The sequence below is a fragment of the Sporosarcina siberiensis genome (assembly GCF_042681925.1).
In the GTDB taxonomy this organism is placed as follows: domain Bacteria; phylum Bacillota; class Bacilli; order Bacillales_A; family Planococcaceae; genus Sporosarcina; species Sporosarcina siberiensis.
In genome coordinates this window covers 159585-176877 of sequence record NZ_JBHUGI010000032.1, presented here as the reverse complement: position 1 = coordinate 176877, position 17293 = coordinate 159585, and the positions used below count along the sequence as shown (strand labels likewise).

The window sequence follows — 17293 nt, the reverse complement described above, 5'->3', positions numbered from 1 at the left end:
TTTTATGGAATTCCACGCAACGACAATATTTGCGATTCGTCACAACGGTGCTGTTGCAATGTCTGGAGACGGACAGGTAACGGTTGGTAATGCAGTTGTCATGAAACATACCGCGAAAAAAGTTCGGAAATTATTTAACGGCACGGTTCTTGCCGGATTTGCTGGTTCGGTTGCAGATGCATTTACTTTATATGAGATTTTCGAGGGTAAACTTACGGAGTACAATGGTAATCTTCAACGTGCAGCAGTAGAAGTCGCAAAAGAGTGGCGCGGAGATCGAATTCTTCGCAAACTTGAAGCGATGTTACTTGTAATGGATAAAGAACAGCTGTTTCTTGTATCGGGAACTGGTGAAGTGATCGAGCCTGACGATGGCATTCTTGCAATTGGTTCTGGTGGTCATTATGCACTTGCTGCGGGACGCGCACTCAAGAAATACAGCGGTGATACGTTAACGGCTACTGAAATTGCTAAGGCATCTTTAGAAATCGCTTCTGAAATATGTGTTTATACAAATGATCAAATAATAGTGGAGGTGCTCTGATGACTCTAAAAAAGGAATTGACTCCAAAAGAACTGACGGCACATCTTGATCGTTATATTATTGGTCAAGAAAACGCAAAAAAGGCAGTAGCGGTTGCAATCCGAAATCGCTATAGAAGAAGTTTGCTTTCAGAGACTGAGAAAAATGAAATTATTCCAAAAAACATATTGATGATTGGACCTACTGGTGTCGGTAAAACAGAAATCGCTAGAAGAATAGCGAAACTTGTCAACGCGCCGTTTCTAAAAGTCGAAGCGACTAAATTTACCGAAGTCGGTTATGTTGGCCGAGATGTAGAATCGATGGTTCGAGATTTAGTTGAAGCAGGAATTCGTATTGTTCGTGAAGAAAAGCGCGAATCCGTAAAAGAAACAGCTGCACTACTTGCGAATGAGCGTCTCATCGAGTTGCTTGTTCCTCAGAAGAAAAAAGCAAGTGGAATGCAAAATCCTTTCGAAATGATGTTTGGACAAAAGGCAGAAGAGGAAGAGACAGATTACGCGGAAGAAGCTAGTGTGAAATTGAAGCGTTCTGAAATCTCTAAAAAACTTCATGCTGGCGAACTTGAAGAAGAAACGATAACCATAGAAGTCACAGCTCAAACTCCTTCGTTATACGACGCATTTCAAGGGTCTGGCATGGAACAAATGGGAGCCAACATGCAAGATGCACTCTCATCACTGATGCCGAAAAAATCAACAAAACGCAAGTTAAAGGTAAAAGATGCTCGTCCTTTCCTAGAAAGCGAAGAAGCGGATAAGTTGATCGATCATGATGAAATCGCACGACATGCAATCGAGCTAACAGAACAATCCGGAATTATATTTCTGGATGAAATGGATAAAATCGTTAGTCGTGGAGGAAGCGGGTCATCTGCGGATGTTTCACGTGAAGGCGTTCAAAGGGATATCTTACCAATCGTAGAAGGCTCGTCCGTATCTACAAAGTATGGTACTGTAAAAACGGACTTCATTTTGTTTATTGCAGCAGGTGCTTTTCATATGGCGAAACCTTCGGATATTATTCCGGAGCTTCAAGGTCGTTTTCCGATTCGAGTTGAACTCGACAAACTGTCGAAAAGTGATTTTGAACGCATCTTGAAGGAACCAGAGTTCTCTTTGATACGTCAATATGAAAAGCTACTCGAAACAGAAGAGGTTATTCTACATTTTGCTGACGAAGCAATCAGTCGAATTGCTGAAATCGCATTTAATGTAAATGATGACACTGAAAATATTGGTGCAAGACGTCTGCATACAATTCTTGAGAAGTTATTAGAAGAATTATCGTATGAAGCAGCTGAAATAGGTCCGGCAACTATAAAAATAACGTCGGAATATGTCGACGAAAAGCTCCAAGATATCGCAAAAAACAAAGATTTGTCACAATTTATACTTTAATTCATAAAGTTCGAATCGTTTTAGTTTATTTAACGATTAGAAACCTTTAGAATATTCGTATAACCAATTGTAATTATTTTGAGGAGGAAACAGAAAGATGACACTATTAGCGAAAACAAGAGAGATCAATGCAATGTTGCAGGAGTCTTCAGAAAAACAAGTAAGCTTTAAAGAGATGGCAGAAAAATTAAGTTCTGTAATTGCATGTAACACATATATAGTAAGTAGAAAAGGTAAATTGCTCGGTGTTGAAATTCATCAGCAAATTGAAAACGAACGCATGAAGCAAATGTTTGAAGAAGGTCAATTTCCTGAAGAATATACAAAGAGACTTTTTGATGTAAATGAAACATCATCAAACTTAGATGTAAATAGCGTTCACACGGCGTTTCCGGTTGAAAACCGTGACTTATTTAAAGATGGTTTAACAACGATTGTTCCAATCATTGGTGGCGGCGAACGCCTTGGTACACTTATTCTTGCAAGAATGAAAGACGATTTTCAAGACGATGATCTAATTCTTGCTGAATACGGTGCAACAGTTGTAGGAATGGAAATTTTACGTGAAAAATCAGAAGTAATTGAAGTAGAAGCTCGTAGTAAAGCTGTTGTTCAAATGGCTATCAATTCACTTTCATACAGTGAGCACGAAGCTATTGAGCATATCTTCAATGAATTAGATGGTAATGAAGGTCTTCTAGTAGCATCGAAAATTGCAGACCGTGTTGGAATTACACGTTCAGTAATTGTAAACGCGCTTCGTAAGTTAGAAAGTGCTGGAGTTATCGAGTCTCGTTCATTAGGAATGAAAGGAACTTACATCAAAGTTCTGAACAACAAATTTCTTGAAGAACTTGAAAAGCAAAAATCATAATTAGTAAATAGTAATTAAGCATTCCCTTTATTTTAGGGAGTGCTTTTTTTGTTTTCTAAAAAAATATTATTTATAGTGATAAAATGAGGCACAAGAAAAACATAGTATAAATATGATGTCGAAATGTGAATAAAGTGTCGTTTTATTTGTTTAAGTATTCATAGACATAGTGCGACAGAATCTGCTAGAATAGTACTAGATGCTAAAAAATAGTAGGTTGCTATAATAATAATAGCTTATAAATTAATACTAACTTTATAATAGATGGGCGGTACTCAATGAATATTTTTGGGAATACAATTCAATCTCTTGAACTTGGTCTGAATTATTCAGCTACAAAAGGAAAGACGATAGCTCAAAATATTGCTAATATCGACACACCTAATTATAAGGCCAAAAACGTGAGCTTTAAAGAAGTTTTTTCAAATGTCAAAGCCCAAAACATAGGTGCATACCAAACAGATGAACGCCATATCGATTTTAAAAATCGGTCAACACATACTGGCGTTTTTAATTATGCAAACTTTCGTTACCGCCACGATGGCAATGGTGTAGACATGGATAAAGAGCAGTCGAGTTTGGCAGCCAATCAAATCTATTACAATGCAGTTGTAGATCGATTGAACGGAAAGTTCAGTACATTGCAAAACGTAATTAAGGGAGGCCGATGACTTTGACGATATTTCATAGTTTGAATACGTCCGCTTCGGCACTTACTGCGCAAAGACTACGGATGGATGTAATCTCCTCCAATATGGCGAATATTGATTCAACTCGCGATAAACTTGTTGATGGTGAGTGGCAACCTTATCGGAGAAAGTCCGTATCTTTTCAACCGCGGGAAGGCCAGTTCTCTTCTATGTTAAACGCAGCGATGGGGAAAACAAACAAAGGCTCTGCTGGGTACGGTGTGAAAGTATCACGAATCAATGAAGATACAGAAACTCCTTTTAAACTCGTATTTGACCCGGGTCATCCAGATGCAAATGAAGAAGGATACGTGGAAATGCCGAATGTGGACCCACTTCGGGAAATGGTCGATTTAATGTCCGCTACTCGTTCTTATGAAGCAAATGTCACTGTGTTGAACGCAAACAAATCAATGTTAATGAAAGCCCTAGAAATCGGGAAATAACTTAGTGAATTAGGAGTTGAATACAATGGCCATTCAATCTGTTTTAAATAACGCAACAAATGTAAGTTTTCTAAAGCCCGAAACTCAGTTGAAACCGACATCGTATGAAGTACAACAGAGCTTTGGAACGTATTTAAAAGATGCAATAAATGAAGTAAATAAAACACAAATCAATTCCGATAGGATGACTGAAAAACTTGTCAGAGGCGAAAATGTCGAATTGCATGATGTAATGATTTCGGCGCAAAAAGCATCGATTGCACTAAACGCAACGATGGAAATGCGCAATAAAGTCGTAGAAGCATATCAAGAAATCATCCGGATGCCAGTTTGAGTATATTGTTATTTCATTCGAATTGGTTTTATAGCTTAAATTACGTAAGTTGACCGGAGGATTATAATGAATGAAAGAATTGCGAAAATCAAAACAGACTTTGGTTTGTTTTGGACAAGTCGCACAAAAAGACAAAAAAATACATATATCATATCACTTGTGGGGATTGTCGCAATCGCAGCTTTCTTAACATTCTTTCTTTCCAGGACAGAATTTGTGCCCTTATATCAAGAAGTTTCCTCCGCGGAAATAGGCCGCATTAAGGAACAACTCGATAGTCAAGGGGTACCAAATCGGATTGAAGCCGGTGGGTCATCAATACACGTGCCTAAAGCGAGAGTTAATGATCTACTAGTTACATTAGCTGCACAAGGGTTTCCAACTTCGGGAACAACGGATTACACAATCTTTTCAGAAAATGCAGGTTTCGGTATGACAGATAATGAGTTTAATATTATGAAACTCGCAGCTACACAAACTGAACTCGCTAATCTAATCAAAAGTATTGAAGGAATAAAAGATGCGAACGTCATGATTACAATGCCTACGCAAAGTGTTTTTCTAAATGACTCGGTTCAAAAAGCAACTGCAGCAATTATTTTAAAAACAAACCCGGGTCATCAATTTACAGACCCTCAGATAACTGCACTATATACGCTAGTCTCTAAAGCTTTACCTAATCTTGCAACAGAAGATATTTCCATACGAAACCAGTACTTAGAATACTTTGATATGAAGGTTAATAACGGTACGAACGGTACGAGTATTACGGAGCAAATGGCTGTTAAAAAGACAATTGAACGGGATTTACAAAGACAAGTACAAATGATGCTAGGAACAATGATGGGGCAGGACAAAGTAATTGTATCTGTTACGACTGATGTTGATTTTAAACTTGAAAATCGTGAAGAGTCACTCGTAACGCCTGTCGATGTTGAGAACATGGAAGGTATTGCCTTAAGTGTTCAACGAATCACTGAATCCTTTACAGGAAATGCGCCTGGAGTAGGGGGCACTCCGGCAGGAGAAGATCCTACCGATAATGGAACAACATCATATGTTGAGGGGCAATTCCAAAACGGTGATTACGAAAAAATTGAAGAAACGATAAATAATGAAGTCAATCGAATAAGGAAAGAAATTGTTGAAAGTCCATATAAAATTCGGGATATTGGAATTCAAGTGATGGTAGAACCTCCTGTAGCAGATGATATTACTTCTATGCCTGAAGGTGTACAAGTGGATATAGAGCGTATTCTTGCAACAATCATTCGTACCTCTATTGATAAAGAAGCTGCTGGGGAACTTACAGATTTGGAAATTGGTGAAAAGGTTGTTGTCTCTGTTCAACCGTTTAACGGTAAACAGGCTGAATTCCAATCGACAGGTTCTGTAATACCGTGGTGGATATATGTTGTCGGCGGAGTACTTTTACTCGTAATTATTGGACTTGTGATTGGTCTTCTTAGAAAACGCAGTAAAGCTGAAGAAGAGCAAGAAATGATACTCGAGGAGCAAGAAAGGCTTACTATCGATGAAATCGATACAGAGCTAGAGACAGAAGGCACGCTTCGTAGGAAACAACTTGAGAAACTTGCAAAAGAAAAACCTGAAGAATTTGCAAAACTACTGCGTACGTGGATTGCTGAAGAATAGGAGGGAAATAAAATGGTGAAAAAAGATAAAGGTTTATCGGGTAAACAAAAAGCGGCCCTCCTACTTATTTCCCTTGGACCCGAGGTAGCAGCTGCGGTTTACAAGAATCTTAGTGAAGAAGAAGTCGAGCGTTTGACGCTTGAAATTTCAGGTGTAAAAAAGGTTGAGTCTTCCGTTAAAGAGGAAATTATTGAAGAGTTCCATACCATTGCAATTGCACAAGATTATATTACTCAAGGTGGTATTGGTTATGCCAAAACAGTCTTGGAAAAAGCGCTTGGGAAAGAACATGCACAAGCCATTATTAACCGGCTCACATCATCTCTACAAGTGAGGCCGTTTGATTTTGCACGGCGAGCAGATCCAACACAAATACTGAATTTCATTCAAAACGAGCACCCACAAACGATTGCATTGATCTTATCTTATCTAGAGGCACAACAAGCCGGAATGATTTTATCTTCTTTACCTCAGGAAATGCAAGCGAATATTGCGAAAAGAATTGCAACAATGGATTCTACATCTCCGGAAGTAATCAGTGAGATTGAAGCGGTGTTGGAGAGGAAGTTATCGTCTACTGTTACTCAAGATTACACTGAAACAGGTGGAGTAGATGCTGTCGTTGAGGTACTTAATGGTGTTGATCGTGCAACTGAGAAAACAATCCTTGATGCACTTGAAATACAAGATCCAGAACTCGCAGAAGAAATTCGTAAGCGTATGTTTGTATTTGAAGACATCGTAACGCTGGACAATCGTTCAATTCAACGAATTATACGAGACTGTGAAAATGAAGATTTAATATTGTCGTTAAAAGTATCGAGCGAAGAAGTTCAAGAAGTTATGTATAAAAACATGTCCCAACGAATGGCTGAGACGTTCAAAGAAGAAATCGAAATTATGGGACCGGTTCGACTGCGTGATGTTGAAGAAGCCCAGTCACGAATTGTTGCAATTATACGCAGATTGGAAGATTCCGGTGAAATAATCATTGCTCGTGGTGGAGGAGATGACATCATTGTCTAATGTATTCCGTTCTCGAAACACCTTTCCAGAAACTGGGGAAGCGAGACGAATTGGTATCCGGAACTTAAATACATCAGAAGAACTCAATATGGAAGTTCAAAATCTTTCCATAGGGGATATTTACTTCGAACGCGACCGGATTTTAAATGAAGCCAATACAGAAATTAAGATGGAAAAGTTGTCGGTAGAAAACATGCGAAACATTGCTACCGAAGATATCGTAGCGATGCAAAAAGCATGGATTGAAGAAAAGGAATTACTTGAACAGAAAGCATATGAAGAAGGTTTTCAAGTAGGACATGAAGAGGGAAGAAATAAGGCTGTGTCAGATATGGCTGCTTCAATTCAAACAGCGAATGAAACTACAGAGCTATCCCTTAACAATGCGAGTCAATATGTTGCAAGTCAGGAACGCGTCATACTTGAGCTTGCGATGCGAAGTGCAGAACGAATTTTGGGTGAAGTCATTGAAGAGGATGAAGAACGCTTTCTATCCATTGTTCGGAGAGCAATTAAAGATTCACGAGAGATGAAAGAAATTAAATTATATATTTCTCATGAGTATTTTGAATTCATATCAGCAAACCGAGCAGAACTCGCTGCGATATTCCCACCAGACATACCGTTCCTCATTTTTGCAAATGATGATTTTGAATCGACAGAATGTTATATCGAAACAAATCATGGCCGAATTGTAGTAAGCGTAGATGAACAATTAAATGAACTCAGAGAACGCCTTATCGAATTAATGGAAAGCGGTGACTAACGATGAAAAAAGCGGAGCAATTGACCGAATTTATACCTAAACTGAATACGTTTAAAAAGTTTGGTCGTGTTGCGCGTGTCGTTGGTCTAATGATCGAATCGCAAGGACCTGAAAGCTCTATAGGGGACGTTTGTCATATTCATTTGAAGAATGCTACAGAAGCAGATTCGGTCATAAAAGCAGAAGTTGTCGGCTTTCGTGAAGAAATCGTTATTCTGATGCCTTTTACAAATATACGAAATATCTCAAGTGGCTGCTTGGTCGAAGGTCTTGGAAAGCCGCTAGAAATAAAAGTTGGAATGAATCTAATTGGTAAAGTCTTAGATTCATTAGGAAACCCAATTGACAACAGCCAGTTGCCAAGGGGTTTAACAACTGTTCGGACAGAACAAGATCCGCCAAATGCACTCACACGTCCTCCAATCAATGAAAAACTATCTGTCGGAGTAAAAGCAATTGACGGAATGCTTACGATTGGGAACGGTCAAAGAATAGGTATTTTCGCAGGCTCTGGTGTAGGTAAAAGTACATTACTCGGCATGATCGCCCGAAATACAACTGCGGATTTAAACGTCATTGCACTAATCGGAGAACGTGGTCGAGAAGTACGGGAATTTATTGAAAGAGATTTAGGGCCTGAAGGAATGAGTCGTTCAATTGTAGTTGCGGCTACTTCTGACCAACCAGCCTTAATGCGGATTAAAGGAGCTTTTACGGCTACGGCGATTGCTGAATATTTCCGTGATAAAGGAATGAACGTCATGTTAATGATGGACTCTGTTACTCGAGTTGCGATGGCTCAGCGTGAAATTGGTCTTGCGGTCGGTGAACCTCCTGCCACACGAGGATATACACCGTCTGTTTTCTCCATATTGCCTAAATTACTTGAACGTACAGGAACAAATGAGCACGGTGCGATTACGGCTTTTTACACCGTTCTTGTAGATGGAGATGACATGAATGAACCGATTGCAGATGCTGTACGAGGGATACTTGACGGTCACATCGTTTTGGATCGTACACTTGCGAATAAAGGACAATATCCAGCCATTAACGTTCTAAAAAGCGTCAGTAGATTGATGAATCATATAGCGGATGATGACCATGTAAAAGCAGCTGAAAGGCTCCGCGAACTTTATTACACGTACGATAAATCCGAAGATCTTATTAACATTGGAGCATACAAACGTGGGACGTCAAAAGAGATTGATAAAGCAATTGAATTCGAGCCTCTGATTACAAACTTTTTGAAACAGAGTTATAAAGACAATATTTCAATTGAAGACAGCATTACCGAACTAATAGCACTTGGAACGGGAGGGAAGGTATTGTGAATGCATACAGTTACCGTTTCGAGAAAGTTTTAACATATCGTGAACAACAAAAGACTGAAACCGAGACGGAGTACAAGTCATCGATTGATGCCTTTGAAATTGTTGCAACAATGCTGTATGACCTACTGAAAAAGAAAGAAGATACTTTAGCAGAACAGCAAGAACGATTAAAAAGCGGATTTTCAATTGATGGAATTCATCATTATGTGCGATTTGTGGATAGTCTTGAAAAAAAAATTGCAGAAGTTCAACAAGAAGTTCTACAAGCTCGTTCGAAAATGACGTGGTACGAAGAAAAGTTATTGGAAAGAACAATTGAAGTGAAGAAGTTTGAAAAGATGAAAGAAAATGACCGAGAAGATCATCGAATTGAATTGGAACACCAAGATGCAATTCAGCTTGATGAGTTATCTACGTTAAGTTTCGGAAGAAAAGAAATCAGGTGATACTATGGCGAAAAATAAAAAAGATGAAAAGTTGTCAGCTGTGAATGAAAATAAATCATCAAGCAAGCTACTTGTCGTAATGCTCTCTGTGCTCATCCCTTTACTTGCGATTTCAGCGGTGTTTCTAATTATTGCCAAGTTCACCGATGTAAATGTGTTCGATAAAGCAAAGGAATTATCAGGGAATCTTCCTTTTGCCGAAGATGAAAAGGAAGCTGAAAATGAAAATGATTTAATACTAGAAGAGCGTGTTGTGACTTTACAAGCAGAGCTTAAAGAAAAAGAATCACAACTGGTGAAAATTCAATCTGAGGTTCAAGTTTCAGTAGAAGAGAATAGATTATTGATTGAAAAACAAGAAGAACTTCAATATGAAATAGAAGTTTTAAAGGTCGAAAAAGATTCCACCAAAAGAGCGTTTGCAGAAATAGTATCGACATTTGAGAAAATGTCCGCCAAGTCAGCAGCTCCAATCTTAACTGAAATGGCTGATGAAGAAGCAATGCGTATTTTAAATACTATGAAACCAGATGTTCTTGCGGCCATTCTTGAAAAAATGACTCCTGTAGATGCAGCTAGATATACAACGCTAATGACGAACTAAAAAACTTGGTTTAAATCCTTTTAAAGGAGGTGAAAAAAATCAATATAACAATGAGCCAAACGGTTACTGGAACAAGTAATCGAGCACAAACAAATGGAATGCAATCTGGTAATTTAAAGGACAACTCGAGTTTTGGATCTGTTTTTAGCAGAGTTATGTCCGGTCTTCCGGTAGCACCAAAAGTTGCACAAGAAACCACTGAAAGTTCAACTGATAGTGAGCTATTAGCCATACTAAATGCGAAAACTTTAGAAGAGTTAACTACCGCTTTAAATGCAACAAGCGAAGGCTTAGAAGATAATGAGAAAATAGATGACTTGCTTAAAATGATTGATTTTGAAAGTTTGGAAGTAAATCCACAAAGTTTAATGGATAGTATAATTCCGTTGCTTGATGCAATTGATGCTCTAACACCGCAATTTTTTAATAACCTTCTAGCCTCACTCGAAGGAAACGGTGAAATGCCAAAAGACCAAGCGATTGAGCTATTGGCATTCTTGAAAACAATTGAGGTTTCAGCACTGAAAACAGACCTTTATGTGAAACAAGAACAACAAGTCTTTAATCTTCAAAGCATGCTAACTACAGTTGCAAACGAGTTTGAAACCAACTTGAATGTAAAGAGTTTGGCAAAGATTGAATTAGCACAATTGCCGCAGCAAGTTGTACGATTTGTAGTCCAATCAGATGTCAATCAAGATTCGAATAATAACGATAGCAATCCAAAAGAAACGACTAAAGATACACAACTGCAATCTATGGGTGCCGCGTCTAGCCACATGTCAATTTTTAAAAGTGACTTATCGGCTACAGAAGTGGAGAATCGCAACAACGCACGAAATGAAACACTTATGAAAGAACTGCAAAACATATTAAAAAGGTCTAATTTTGGTCAAGCAGGTGGAACGAATCGACTGCTTGTTAAATTAAATCCGGAACATTTGGGACAGGTACGCATCGAACTTATACAAATAAATGGAATAATGACTGCACGAATACTTGCGTCAACCGCACTTGGTAAAGAGATGTTGGACAGTCAGTTACATCAGTTAAAGGCATCCTTCCAACAACAGAATTTACAAGTAGATCGCATTGATGTTTCCCAAACATTGCAAGATACCACGCGTAATGGTAGAGATCAGGCTTTCAATCAGCATTTTAAACAGGACCAAGAAACAGCAGAACAACAACAGAGTCAAAACCCGGAAGATGAGATGACATTCCAGGAATACATGATTGAACTGGAGGCATAACGAATGACAACGATTGACGGCCAAAAACCAATTTCAGGAACTGATTACCTGGTCAATAAGCAACGTGATGAACGTAAAACAGGCGATGGTACATTGGGTAAAGATGATTTCATGAAACTGCTTATCACGCAGTTGCAAAACCAGGACCCAACGAATCCAATGAAAGATAATGAGTTTATTGCGCAAATGGCTCAGTTTTCTTCCCTTGAACAAACAATGAATCTATCAAAGTCGTTTGAAAAATTTGCTGAAGCACAAGGTCAATCCCAACTAATACAATACAACCAATTTGTTGGTAAAAATATTAAATGGCATCAAATAACAGAAGAACTTAGCGAAGATGGTAAACCAGTTGTTTCTGAAGGTACTGGTATGATTGCATCTGTAAAATTTGTCAACGGGTCAGCTATTTTTACAATGGAAGGTGGAAAAGAACTTACGCCAGGAAATATTTCCGAAGTACTTGCAAGTGGTTCAGGTGGTTCTTCAAACCTTGTAGAGGCAAGTATGCTCATTGGTAAAAATGTTGGATATATGGACGGCGAAGAAGAAAAGTCAGGCCTAGTCGTTTCTGTTTCCAATAAAGAAGGAAAACTTCAATACATTTTGGAAGATGGAAGTCGTATAGATGGAAAAATCTTCACATCAATAAGCCGATAAAACGAACGGAGTGAGCGTATGGACAACATAAACATCCATCGCATTCCATCGCAGCCATTCATTCGCCAAGGAAAGCCCGTACAATCTGTCCAAAGTCCTAAACAATCGTTTCTTGAACATTTGAATAAAGCGAAAGAGCCTGCAGAGCTGAAAATCAGCAAACATGCAAGCGATCGTTTAAAAGAGCGTGGCATTCAAATATCAGAATCCGAATGGGCACATATTGCAGATAAAGTGAACGAGGCGAAATCGAAGGGAATCAAAGAATCGCTCGTCCTGATGGACCAAGCTGCACTCATTGTAAGTGCAAGAAACTCAACTGTCATTACAGCGATGGACCGCATGGAAGCGAAAGATCAACTATTCACAAATATTGACGGCACAATAGTGCTTAGCTAAAATGGCAGGACCTTTACAGGATGCCACGCACCGCCGACTGATCGAAGCGGTGCACTCAAAATCGAGAGGGGAACAATTATAAATGTTACGTTCAATGTACTCAGGAATCTCAGGACTTAAAAACTTTCAAACAAAACTAGACGTAATTGGTAACAACATCGCAAACGTCAACACACACGGATTTAAAAAAGGACGTACCATTTTTAAAGATCTAATTTCACAATCAGTCGCAGGCGCATCAGCACCAGGAGATAATCGTGGAGGGGTTAACCCGAGACAAGTTGGACTTGGTTCACAACTCGCAGCAATCGATACATTGCATAGCCCGGGCTCGACTCAATTTACTGGACAAACATTAGACCTTGCGATTACAGGAGATGGATTCTTCCAAGTAATGGACGGCAACGAAGTGATGTATACAAGAGCAGGGAACTTCTATATGGATCAAAATGGAGATCTTGTTGATGGTGATGGAAGATACGTGGTAGGTGATGATGGCATTATCAATATTCCACTATCAGCATCTTCCATGTCAATTGGTCAAGATGGAACAGTTTACTTTGTAGACCTACCGGAAGGTGCTGAAGCTGCAATTGCGGCAGCTGAGAGAAGGTTCGGACCAATCGAAACATCATTTAAAGCAGCTGAAAAGGCTTTAAATGATGCAAAAGATAAGGCTGAAGCAGCAGACAAAGCTTTCAAAGCAGCAGACAAAGCTGTGGAAAAAGCGAAAGCAACCATTGATAAAGCCAAAGACGCATGGGATGCAGCCGAAGCAGTTGTAATTGCAAATCCAGGTGACGCAGTTGCAGTAGCTGACGCACTTGTGGCAAAAGGTGTCCATGGTGCAGCTGTGACAGCGAAAGGTCCACTTGATACTGTTAGAACTAATGCTGAAAATGCGAGAACTGCAGCTGATAAAGTGCTGACAGATACTGGAGCAGCAGATGTTACACCGGCTTACAATGCAGCTAAATTAGCCTATGATCCAGCTAAAGTTGCTTTCGATAAAGTATTGGAAGCCAATAAAGCAACACTTCAAGAAGCGGGACAAATCGAAATGGCTACATTCTCTAACCCGGGAGGACTTGAGAAAACAGGCGGAAACTTATTCCGTACATCTGCAAACTCTGGAGCTGCAGAAACGGGCGTCGCACTTCAACAAGGCTTCGGGAAAATCGAATCTGGTACTCTAGAAATGTCCAACGTTGACCTTGCGGAAGAATTCACGGAAATGATCATAGCACAACGTGGTTTCCAAGCAAACACAAGAATCATCACAACTTCCGATGAAATTCTTCAAGAACTCGTGAACTTGAAACGATAATTTAATAACTCATAACTATTTTTAATTCTAACTAGGTTGATTGGAGTGAAAGGCGGCGACTCCAACGGGATTAAGCGAGACAGGTGAGACCCCGCAGTGGAGCGATAGCGACCGAGGAGGCTCGCCGCTCGCCCCGTGGAACGCGTCCGCCTGTAACGGAAATCAACCGGTTTAATCCCGGACACCGGTTAATAACGGGATGCCAGGCACTGCCACAATTTGCGGTAGAACGCAAATGGCTGTCAGTGCCTGGCACCCTTAAAAAGGAGGGTCGGGCCGGCTCTTATGCCCGGCCCCTTACATATGATAAAAGTTACTCGATTGAACGGAATGGAATTCACATTAAATGCTCTCTACATAGAAAAGATTGAGTCATTTCCGGATACTACAATTACTCTAACAACGGGCACAAAGTATATTGTTCTGGATACGGCTGATGAAGTCCTCAGCCGCATTACCGAATTTTATAAAGAAGTTCAATTATTAACAAATCCGCATGTAAGAGGTGCTGAAGATGAAGAATAAAATGTTGACGATTATATTAATTGTGCTCGTTTGTATCACATTAGTTGGGGTGGTTTTCCTTACTCTTTGGTTGTCATTTGGAAAAGACAATAAAGCCGAAGCAGAAGTGAAAGAGCTGACGATTGATGAAATTATCGAAGCTTCTGTTGATGTTCCTGAAATCACTACAAATATTGGGAGCCGACAGTTTATCCGTATTTCATTGAAAATACAAACTGAAAATCTTAAAGCAGCAGAAGAACTTACGAAACGTGAGTTCCAAGTAAAAAACATTGTAATACAGGAATTATCCGAAATGACAGCAAAAGATCTTGAAGGAAAAGCAGGAAAACAAGCTTTTGAAAACGCTTTGAAATCCTATTTGAATCCATTGATGCAAGAGGGGCAAGTCGAAAAGGTTTATATAGTGTCTTACATTATTCAGTAAGTTTTAAGGAGGTGACCTTATGTCGGGAGATATTTTATCGCAAAATGAAATTGATGCACTTTTGTCTGCATTGTCAACAGGTGAAATGTCTGCGGATGATATGAGAGTTGAAGAAGAAACCCGCAAGGTCAAAGTGTATGATTTTAAACGGGCCCTCCGGTTTTCGAAAGACCAAATTCGAAGCTTGACGAGAATCCATGAAAATTTCGCTCGATTGTTGACAACGTTTTTCTCAGCGCAACTTCGAACCTATGTGCAAATAAATGTCGCTTCAGTAGACCAAATCCCTTTTGAAGAGTTCATTCGGTCCATACCAAATATCACACTCATCAATATTTTCGAAGTAGCTCCCCTAGAAGGTAACGTCCTCATGGAAGTCAATCCAAATATTGCGTATTCCATGTTGGATCGTCTTATGGGTGGAGTTGGCGAGAGTCCAGGTAAAGCAGATAGCTTAACCGAAATTGAAATGAAAATAATGCGGAATTTATTTGAACGATCTTTTGATAATCTACGTGAAGCATGGTCGGGTTTAATAGACATCGATCCCTATTTAACTGAAATCGAAGTAAATCCACAGTTTCTCCAAATGATTTCACCGAATGAAACGGTTGTGGTCATTTCATTCAACATAGTGATTGGCGAATCAAGTGGAATGATCAACATTTGTATACCACATATTGTTTTGGAACCAATCGTGCCTAATTTATCGGTTCAATATTGGATGCAAACGAATAAAAAAGAAATGACATCTGAACAAAGCGCTAAGCTTGAACAAAGACTTAAAAAAGCTTCATTACCTATTGTTGTTGAACTGGGAACTGGTAAAATGACTATAGAGGATTTCTTATACCTTCAAAAGGGCGATGTTATTTCTTTGGATCAGAATATTGATGATCCACTAATTGTGAAAATTGGCGATATACCGAAATTTACTGCTCAACCGGGACATTTAAGGAATCGCATGGCAGCGCAAATAATAGAAACGATGATTGGAGGGGATGAAGATGATGAGTAATGATATTCTATCGCAAGAGGAAATCGAAGCGTTATTACGCGGTGAACCGATTGCTTCGGAGGAAGTTTCAGGAACTCTGGAGGATGAATTTACTACAGATTCCTATTTAACAGAGATGGAACAGGATGCTCTGGGCGAAATAGGAAATATTTCTTTTGGTAGTTCAGCTACCGCACTTTCTGCACTACTCGGTCAAAAGGTTGAAATTACGACGCCTACGATTTCAGTCGTTGACAAAGCTAAAATTGAAAAAGAATTTGTCCATCCTTACGCAGCGGTAAATGTGCATTATACAGCTGGACTTAGTGGGACAAACCTTCTGGTGATCAAGCAAAGCGATGCAGCAATTATTGCTGACCTTATGCTTGGGGGCGATGGTAGAGAGCCTAATGGCGATTTAGGAGAAATCCATTTAAGCGCAGTCCAAGAAGCGATGAACCAAATGATGGGGTCTGCAGCAACATCCATGTCTACTGTGTTTAATAAAAAAGTAGACATCTCCCCACCGTCTATTAATTTAATTGATTTCAGCGAAGACGAAGGTCGTGAACATTTACTTGAAGAAGAGTTAATGATCCGAATTTCATTTTCTCTAAAAGTGGGCGACTTAATTGACTCCAACATAATGCAACTCTTACCTCTGAAATTCGGAAAAGAACTTGTTGGTGAACTATTAGGTGGAATGGGTGAAAATGAAACAGCAGCAGTAGCTGAAATGGTTGCTCCGGTCAGACAAGTGCAAGAACCAAGCAGAAATGTGAACAGTGAGCAACGGCCAGTTGAACCCATAAATGAGCCAGTTTATCAAGAACAACATACGTCGCAACAGCAACATCGACAAATGCGTGCGCCTGAACCGCAAGTGCAAGTACAACAGGCACAATTTGCTAGTTTTGATGCACCAAGTTTAACTCAAGGAGAGTCTCAGAACTTAGATTTACTACTGGATATTCCTTTGCAAGTAACGGTTGAATTGGGTCGTACAAAGCGATCTGTAAAAGAGATTCTTGAGATTTCTGGTGGATCGATTATAGAACTAGATAAATTAGCAGGTGAACCCGTTGATATCCTTGTCAACAGTCGTCTGATTGCTAAAGGCGAAGTTGTTGTCATTGATGAAAACTTTGGTGTGCGTATTACAGATATATTAAGTCAGGCAGATCGTCTGAATAACTTGAGATAATTACTGGGAGGTAATGAGTGTGGGAAGAAGAATTTTGATTGTGGACGACGCGGCATTTATGAGAATGATGATTAAGGATATATTGACAAAAAATAATTTTGAAGTTGTTGGGGAAGCAGCGGATGGCGCACAAGCAATTGATAAATACTTTGAATTAAAACCTGATCTTGTAACAATGGATATCACAATGCCTGAAATGGATGGCATTACAGCACTTAAATCCATTAAAGAAAAAGATCCTTCAGCAAAAATCATCATGTGCTCTGCTATGGGTCAACAAGCAATGGTAATTGATGCAATTCAAGCAGGTGCTAAAGACTTTATCGTCAAACCGTTCCAAGCAGACCGTGTTGTTGAAGCAATTGAAAAAGCATTAGGATAA

Annotated in this window: 21 protein-coding genes; all 21 read left to right on the top strand. The window is 39.4% G+C overall.

Annotated elements, in window-relative coordinates; genetic code table 11:
- Positions 1 to 4: 4 nt before the first annotated feature.
- Positions 5 to 544 (top strand): ATP-dependent protease subunit HslV, encoded by a 540-nt coding sequence (gene hslV / locus ACFSFY_RS11785; protein WP_381538260.1) that lies wholly within the window; start codon positions 5 to 7, stop codon positions 542 to 544.
- A complete protein-coding gene (gene hslU / locus ACFSFY_RS11780; RefSeq protein WP_381538258.1) occupies positions 544 to 1944 on the top strand; it encodes an ATP-dependent protease ATPase subunit HslU in 1401 nt (466 codons plus the stop codon). Before hslV ends, hslU begins: the two co-directional genes overlap by 1 nt.
- A 97-nt stretch (positions 1945 to 2041) precedes the next feature.
- Positions 2042 to 2818: a GTP-sensing pleiotropic transcriptional regulator CodY gene (codY, locus tag ACFSFY_RS11775; RefSeq protein WP_381538256.1), complete on the top strand. Its 777-nt coding sequence runs from the start codon at positions 2042 to 2044 to the stop codon at positions 2816 to 2818.
- 278 nt (positions 2819 to 3096) lie between these two features.
- Positions 3097 to 3489 (top strand): flagellar basal body rod protein FlgB, encoded by a 393-nt coding sequence (gene flgB, locus ACFSFY_RS11770; RefSeq protein ID WP_381538254.1) that lies wholly within the window; start codon positions 3097 to 3099, stop codon positions 3487 to 3489.
- 2 nt (positions 3490 to 3491) lie between these two features.
- A complete protein-coding gene (gene flgC / locus ACFSFY_RS11765) occupies positions 3492 to 3953 on the top strand; it encodes a flagellar basal body rod protein FlgC (RefSeq protein ID WP_381538253.1) in 462 nt (153 codons plus the stop codon).
- 25 nt (positions 3954 to 3978) lie between these two features.
- The gene (gene fliE / locus ACFSFY_RS11760; protein ID WP_381538251.1) at positions 3979 to 4287 is read left to right on the top strand and encodes a flagellar hook-basal body complex protein FliE; all 309 of its coding nucleotides are present in this window, start codon (positions 3979 to 3981) and stop codon (positions 4285 to 4287) included.
- Positions 4288 to 4353: 66 nt separating this feature from the next.
- Positions 4354 to 5943 (top strand): flagellar basal-body MS-ring/collar protein FliF, encoded by a 1590-nt coding sequence (gene fliF, locus ACFSFY_RS11755; RefSeq protein WP_381538248.1) that lies wholly within the window; start codon positions 4354 to 4356, stop codon positions 5941 to 5943.
- 12 nt (positions 5944 to 5955) lie between these two features.
- Positions 5956 to 6969: a flagellar motor switch protein FliG gene (fliG, locus tag ACFSFY_RS11750; protein WP_381538246.1), complete on the top strand. Its 1014-nt coding sequence runs from the start codon at positions 5956 to 5958 to the stop codon at positions 6967 to 6969.
- A complete protein-coding gene (fliH, locus tag ACFSFY_RS11745) occupies positions 6962 to 7735 on the top strand; it encodes a flagellar assembly protein FliH (protein WP_381538244.1) in 774 nt (257 codons plus the stop codon). Before fliG ends, fliH begins: the two co-directional genes overlap by 8 nt.
- A gap of 2 nt (positions 7736 to 7737) precedes the next feature.
- Positions 7738 to 9069, top strand: a complete 1332-nt coding sequence (gene fliI / locus ACFSFY_RS11740; RefSeq protein ID WP_381538242.1) for a flagellar protein export ATPase FliI — start codon at positions 7738 to 7740, stop codon at positions 9067 to 9069.
- The gene (fliJ, locus tag ACFSFY_RS11735; protein WP_381538240.1) at positions 9066 to 9515 is read left to right on the top strand and encodes a flagellar export protein FliJ; all 450 of its coding nucleotides are present in this window, start codon (positions 9066 to 9068) and stop codon (positions 9513 to 9515) included. Before fliI ends, fliJ begins: the two co-directional genes overlap by 4 nt.
- Before the next feature lie 4 nt (positions 9516 to 9519).
- Entirely contained in the window at positions 9520 to 10119 is a 600-nt protein-coding gene (locus tag ACFSFY_RS11730; protein ID WP_381538238.1) for a MotE family protein, read from the top strand.
- Between the two features lie 29 nt (positions 10120 to 10148).
- Positions 10149 to 11372: a flagellar hook-length control protein FliK gene (locus tag ACFSFY_RS11725; RefSeq protein WP_381538236.1), complete on the top strand. Its 1224-nt coding sequence runs from the start codon at positions 10149 to 10151 to the stop codon at positions 11370 to 11372.
- 3 nt (positions 11373 to 11375) lie between these two features.
- Positions 11376 to 12032 (top strand): flagellar hook assembly protein FlgD, encoded by a 657-nt coding sequence (gene flgD / locus ACFSFY_RS11720; protein WP_381538234.1) that lies wholly within the window; start codon positions 11376 to 11378, stop codon positions 12030 to 12032.
- A gap of 18 nt (positions 12033 to 12050) precedes the next feature.
- Entirely contained in the window at positions 12051 to 12431 is a 381-nt protein-coding gene (locus tag ACFSFY_RS11715; RefSeq protein WP_381538232.1) for a TIGR02530 family flagellar biosynthesis protein, read from the top strand.
- 82 nt (positions 12432 to 12513) lie between these two features.
- Positions 12514 to 13758 carry a flagellar hook-basal body complex protein gene (locus ACFSFY_RS11710; protein WP_381538231.1) on the top strand — a complete coding sequence of 415 codons (1245 nt, stop codon included), beginning with the start codon at positions 12514 to 12516 and terminating at the stop codon, positions 13756 to 13758.
- 303 nt (positions 13759 to 14061) lie between these two features.
- Positions 14062 to 14283, top strand: a complete 222-nt coding sequence (locus tag ACFSFY_RS11705) for a flagellar FlbD family protein (protein WP_381538229.1) — start codon at positions 14062 to 14064, stop codon at positions 14281 to 14283.
- The gene (gene fliL / locus ACFSFY_RS11700; RefSeq protein WP_381538227.1) at positions 14273 to 14710 is read left to right on the top strand and encodes a flagellar basal body-associated protein FliL; all 438 of its coding nucleotides are present in this window, start codon (positions 14273 to 14275) and stop codon (positions 14708 to 14710) included. Before ACFSFY_RS11705 ends, fliL begins: the two co-directional genes overlap by 11 nt.
- 19 nt (positions 14711 to 14729) lie before the next feature.
- Positions 14730 to 15728, top strand: coding sequence for a flagellar motor switch protein FliM (gene fliM, locus ACFSFY_RS11695; protein WP_381538226.1), 999 nt, complete (start codon positions 14730 to 14732; stop codon positions 15726 to 15728).
- A complete protein-coding gene (gene fliY, locus ACFSFY_RS11690) occupies positions 15721 to 16911 on the top strand; it encodes a flagellar motor switch phosphatase FliY (protein WP_381539061.1) in 1191 nt (396 codons plus the stop codon). Before fliM ends, fliY begins: the two co-directional genes overlap by 8 nt.
- Positions 16912 to 16930: 19 nt before the next feature.
- Positions 16931 to 17293 carry a response regulator gene (locus tag ACFSFY_RS11685; RefSeq protein WP_381538224.1) on the top strand — a complete coding sequence of 121 codons (363 nt, stop codon included), beginning with the start codon at positions 16931 to 16933 and terminating at the stop codon, positions 17291 to 17293.

Bases quoted from the DNA above. Each gene is read 5' to 3' on its own strand.
- hslV (WP_381538260.1), top strand. From the start codon at position 5: ATGGAATTCCACGCAACGACAATATTTGCGATTCGTCACAACGGTGCT.
- fliM (WP_381538226.1), top strand. From the start codon at position 14,730: ATGTCGGGAGATATTTTATCGCAAAATGAAATTGATGCACTTTTGTCT.
- fliF (WP_381538248.1), top strand. From the start codon at position 4,354: ATGAATGAAAGAATTGCGAAAATCAAAACAGACTTTGGTTTGTTTTGG.
- fliL (WP_381538227.1), top strand. From the start codon at position 14,273: ATGAAGAATAAAATGTTGACGATTATATTAATTGTGCTCGTTTGTATC.
- flgB (WP_381538254.1), top strand. From the start codon at position 3,097: ATGAATATTTTTGGGAATACAATTCAATCTCTTGAACTTGGTCTGAAT.
- fliY (WP_381539061.1), top strand. From the start codon at position 15,721: ATGAGTAATGATATTCTATCGCAAGAGGAAATCGAAGCGTTATTACGC.
- ACFSFY_RS11710 (WP_381538231.1), top strand. From the start codon at position 12,514: ATGTTACGTTCAATGTACTCAGGAATCTCAGGACTTAAAAACTTTCAA.
- flgD (WP_381538234.1), top strand. From the start codon at position 11,376: ATGACAACGATTGACGGCCAAAAACCAATTTCAGGAACTGATTACCTG.
- ACFSFY_RS11715 (WP_381538232.1), top strand. From the start codon at position 12,051: ATGGACAACATAAACATCCATCGCATTCCATCGCAGCCATTCATTCGC.
- fliI (WP_381538242.1), top strand. From the start codon at position 7,738: ATGAAAAAAGCGGAGCAATTGACCGAATTTATACCTAAACTGAATACG.
- fliG (WP_381538246.1), top strand. From the start codon at position 5,956: ATGGTGAAAAAAGATAAAGGTTTATCGGGTAAACAAAAAGCGGCCCTC.
- codY (WP_381538256.1), top strand. From the start codon at position 2,042: ATGACACTATTAGCGAAAACAAGAGAGATCAATGCAATGTTGCAGGAG.
- ACFSFY_RS11730 (WP_381538238.1), top strand. From the start codon at position 9,520: ATGGCGAAAAATAAAAAAGATGAAAAGTTGTCAGCTGTGAATGAAAAT.
- fliE (WP_381538251.1), top strand. From the start codon at position 3,979: ATGGCCATTCAATCTGTTTTAAATAACGCAACAAATGTAAGTTTTCTA.
- hslU (WP_381538258.1), top strand. From the start codon at position 544: ATGACTCTAAAAAAGGAATTGACTCCAAAAGAACTGACGGCACATCTT.
- ACFSFY_RS11705 (WP_381538229.1), top strand. From the start codon at position 14,062: ATGATAAAAGTTACTCGATTGAACGGAATGGAATTCACATTAAATGCT.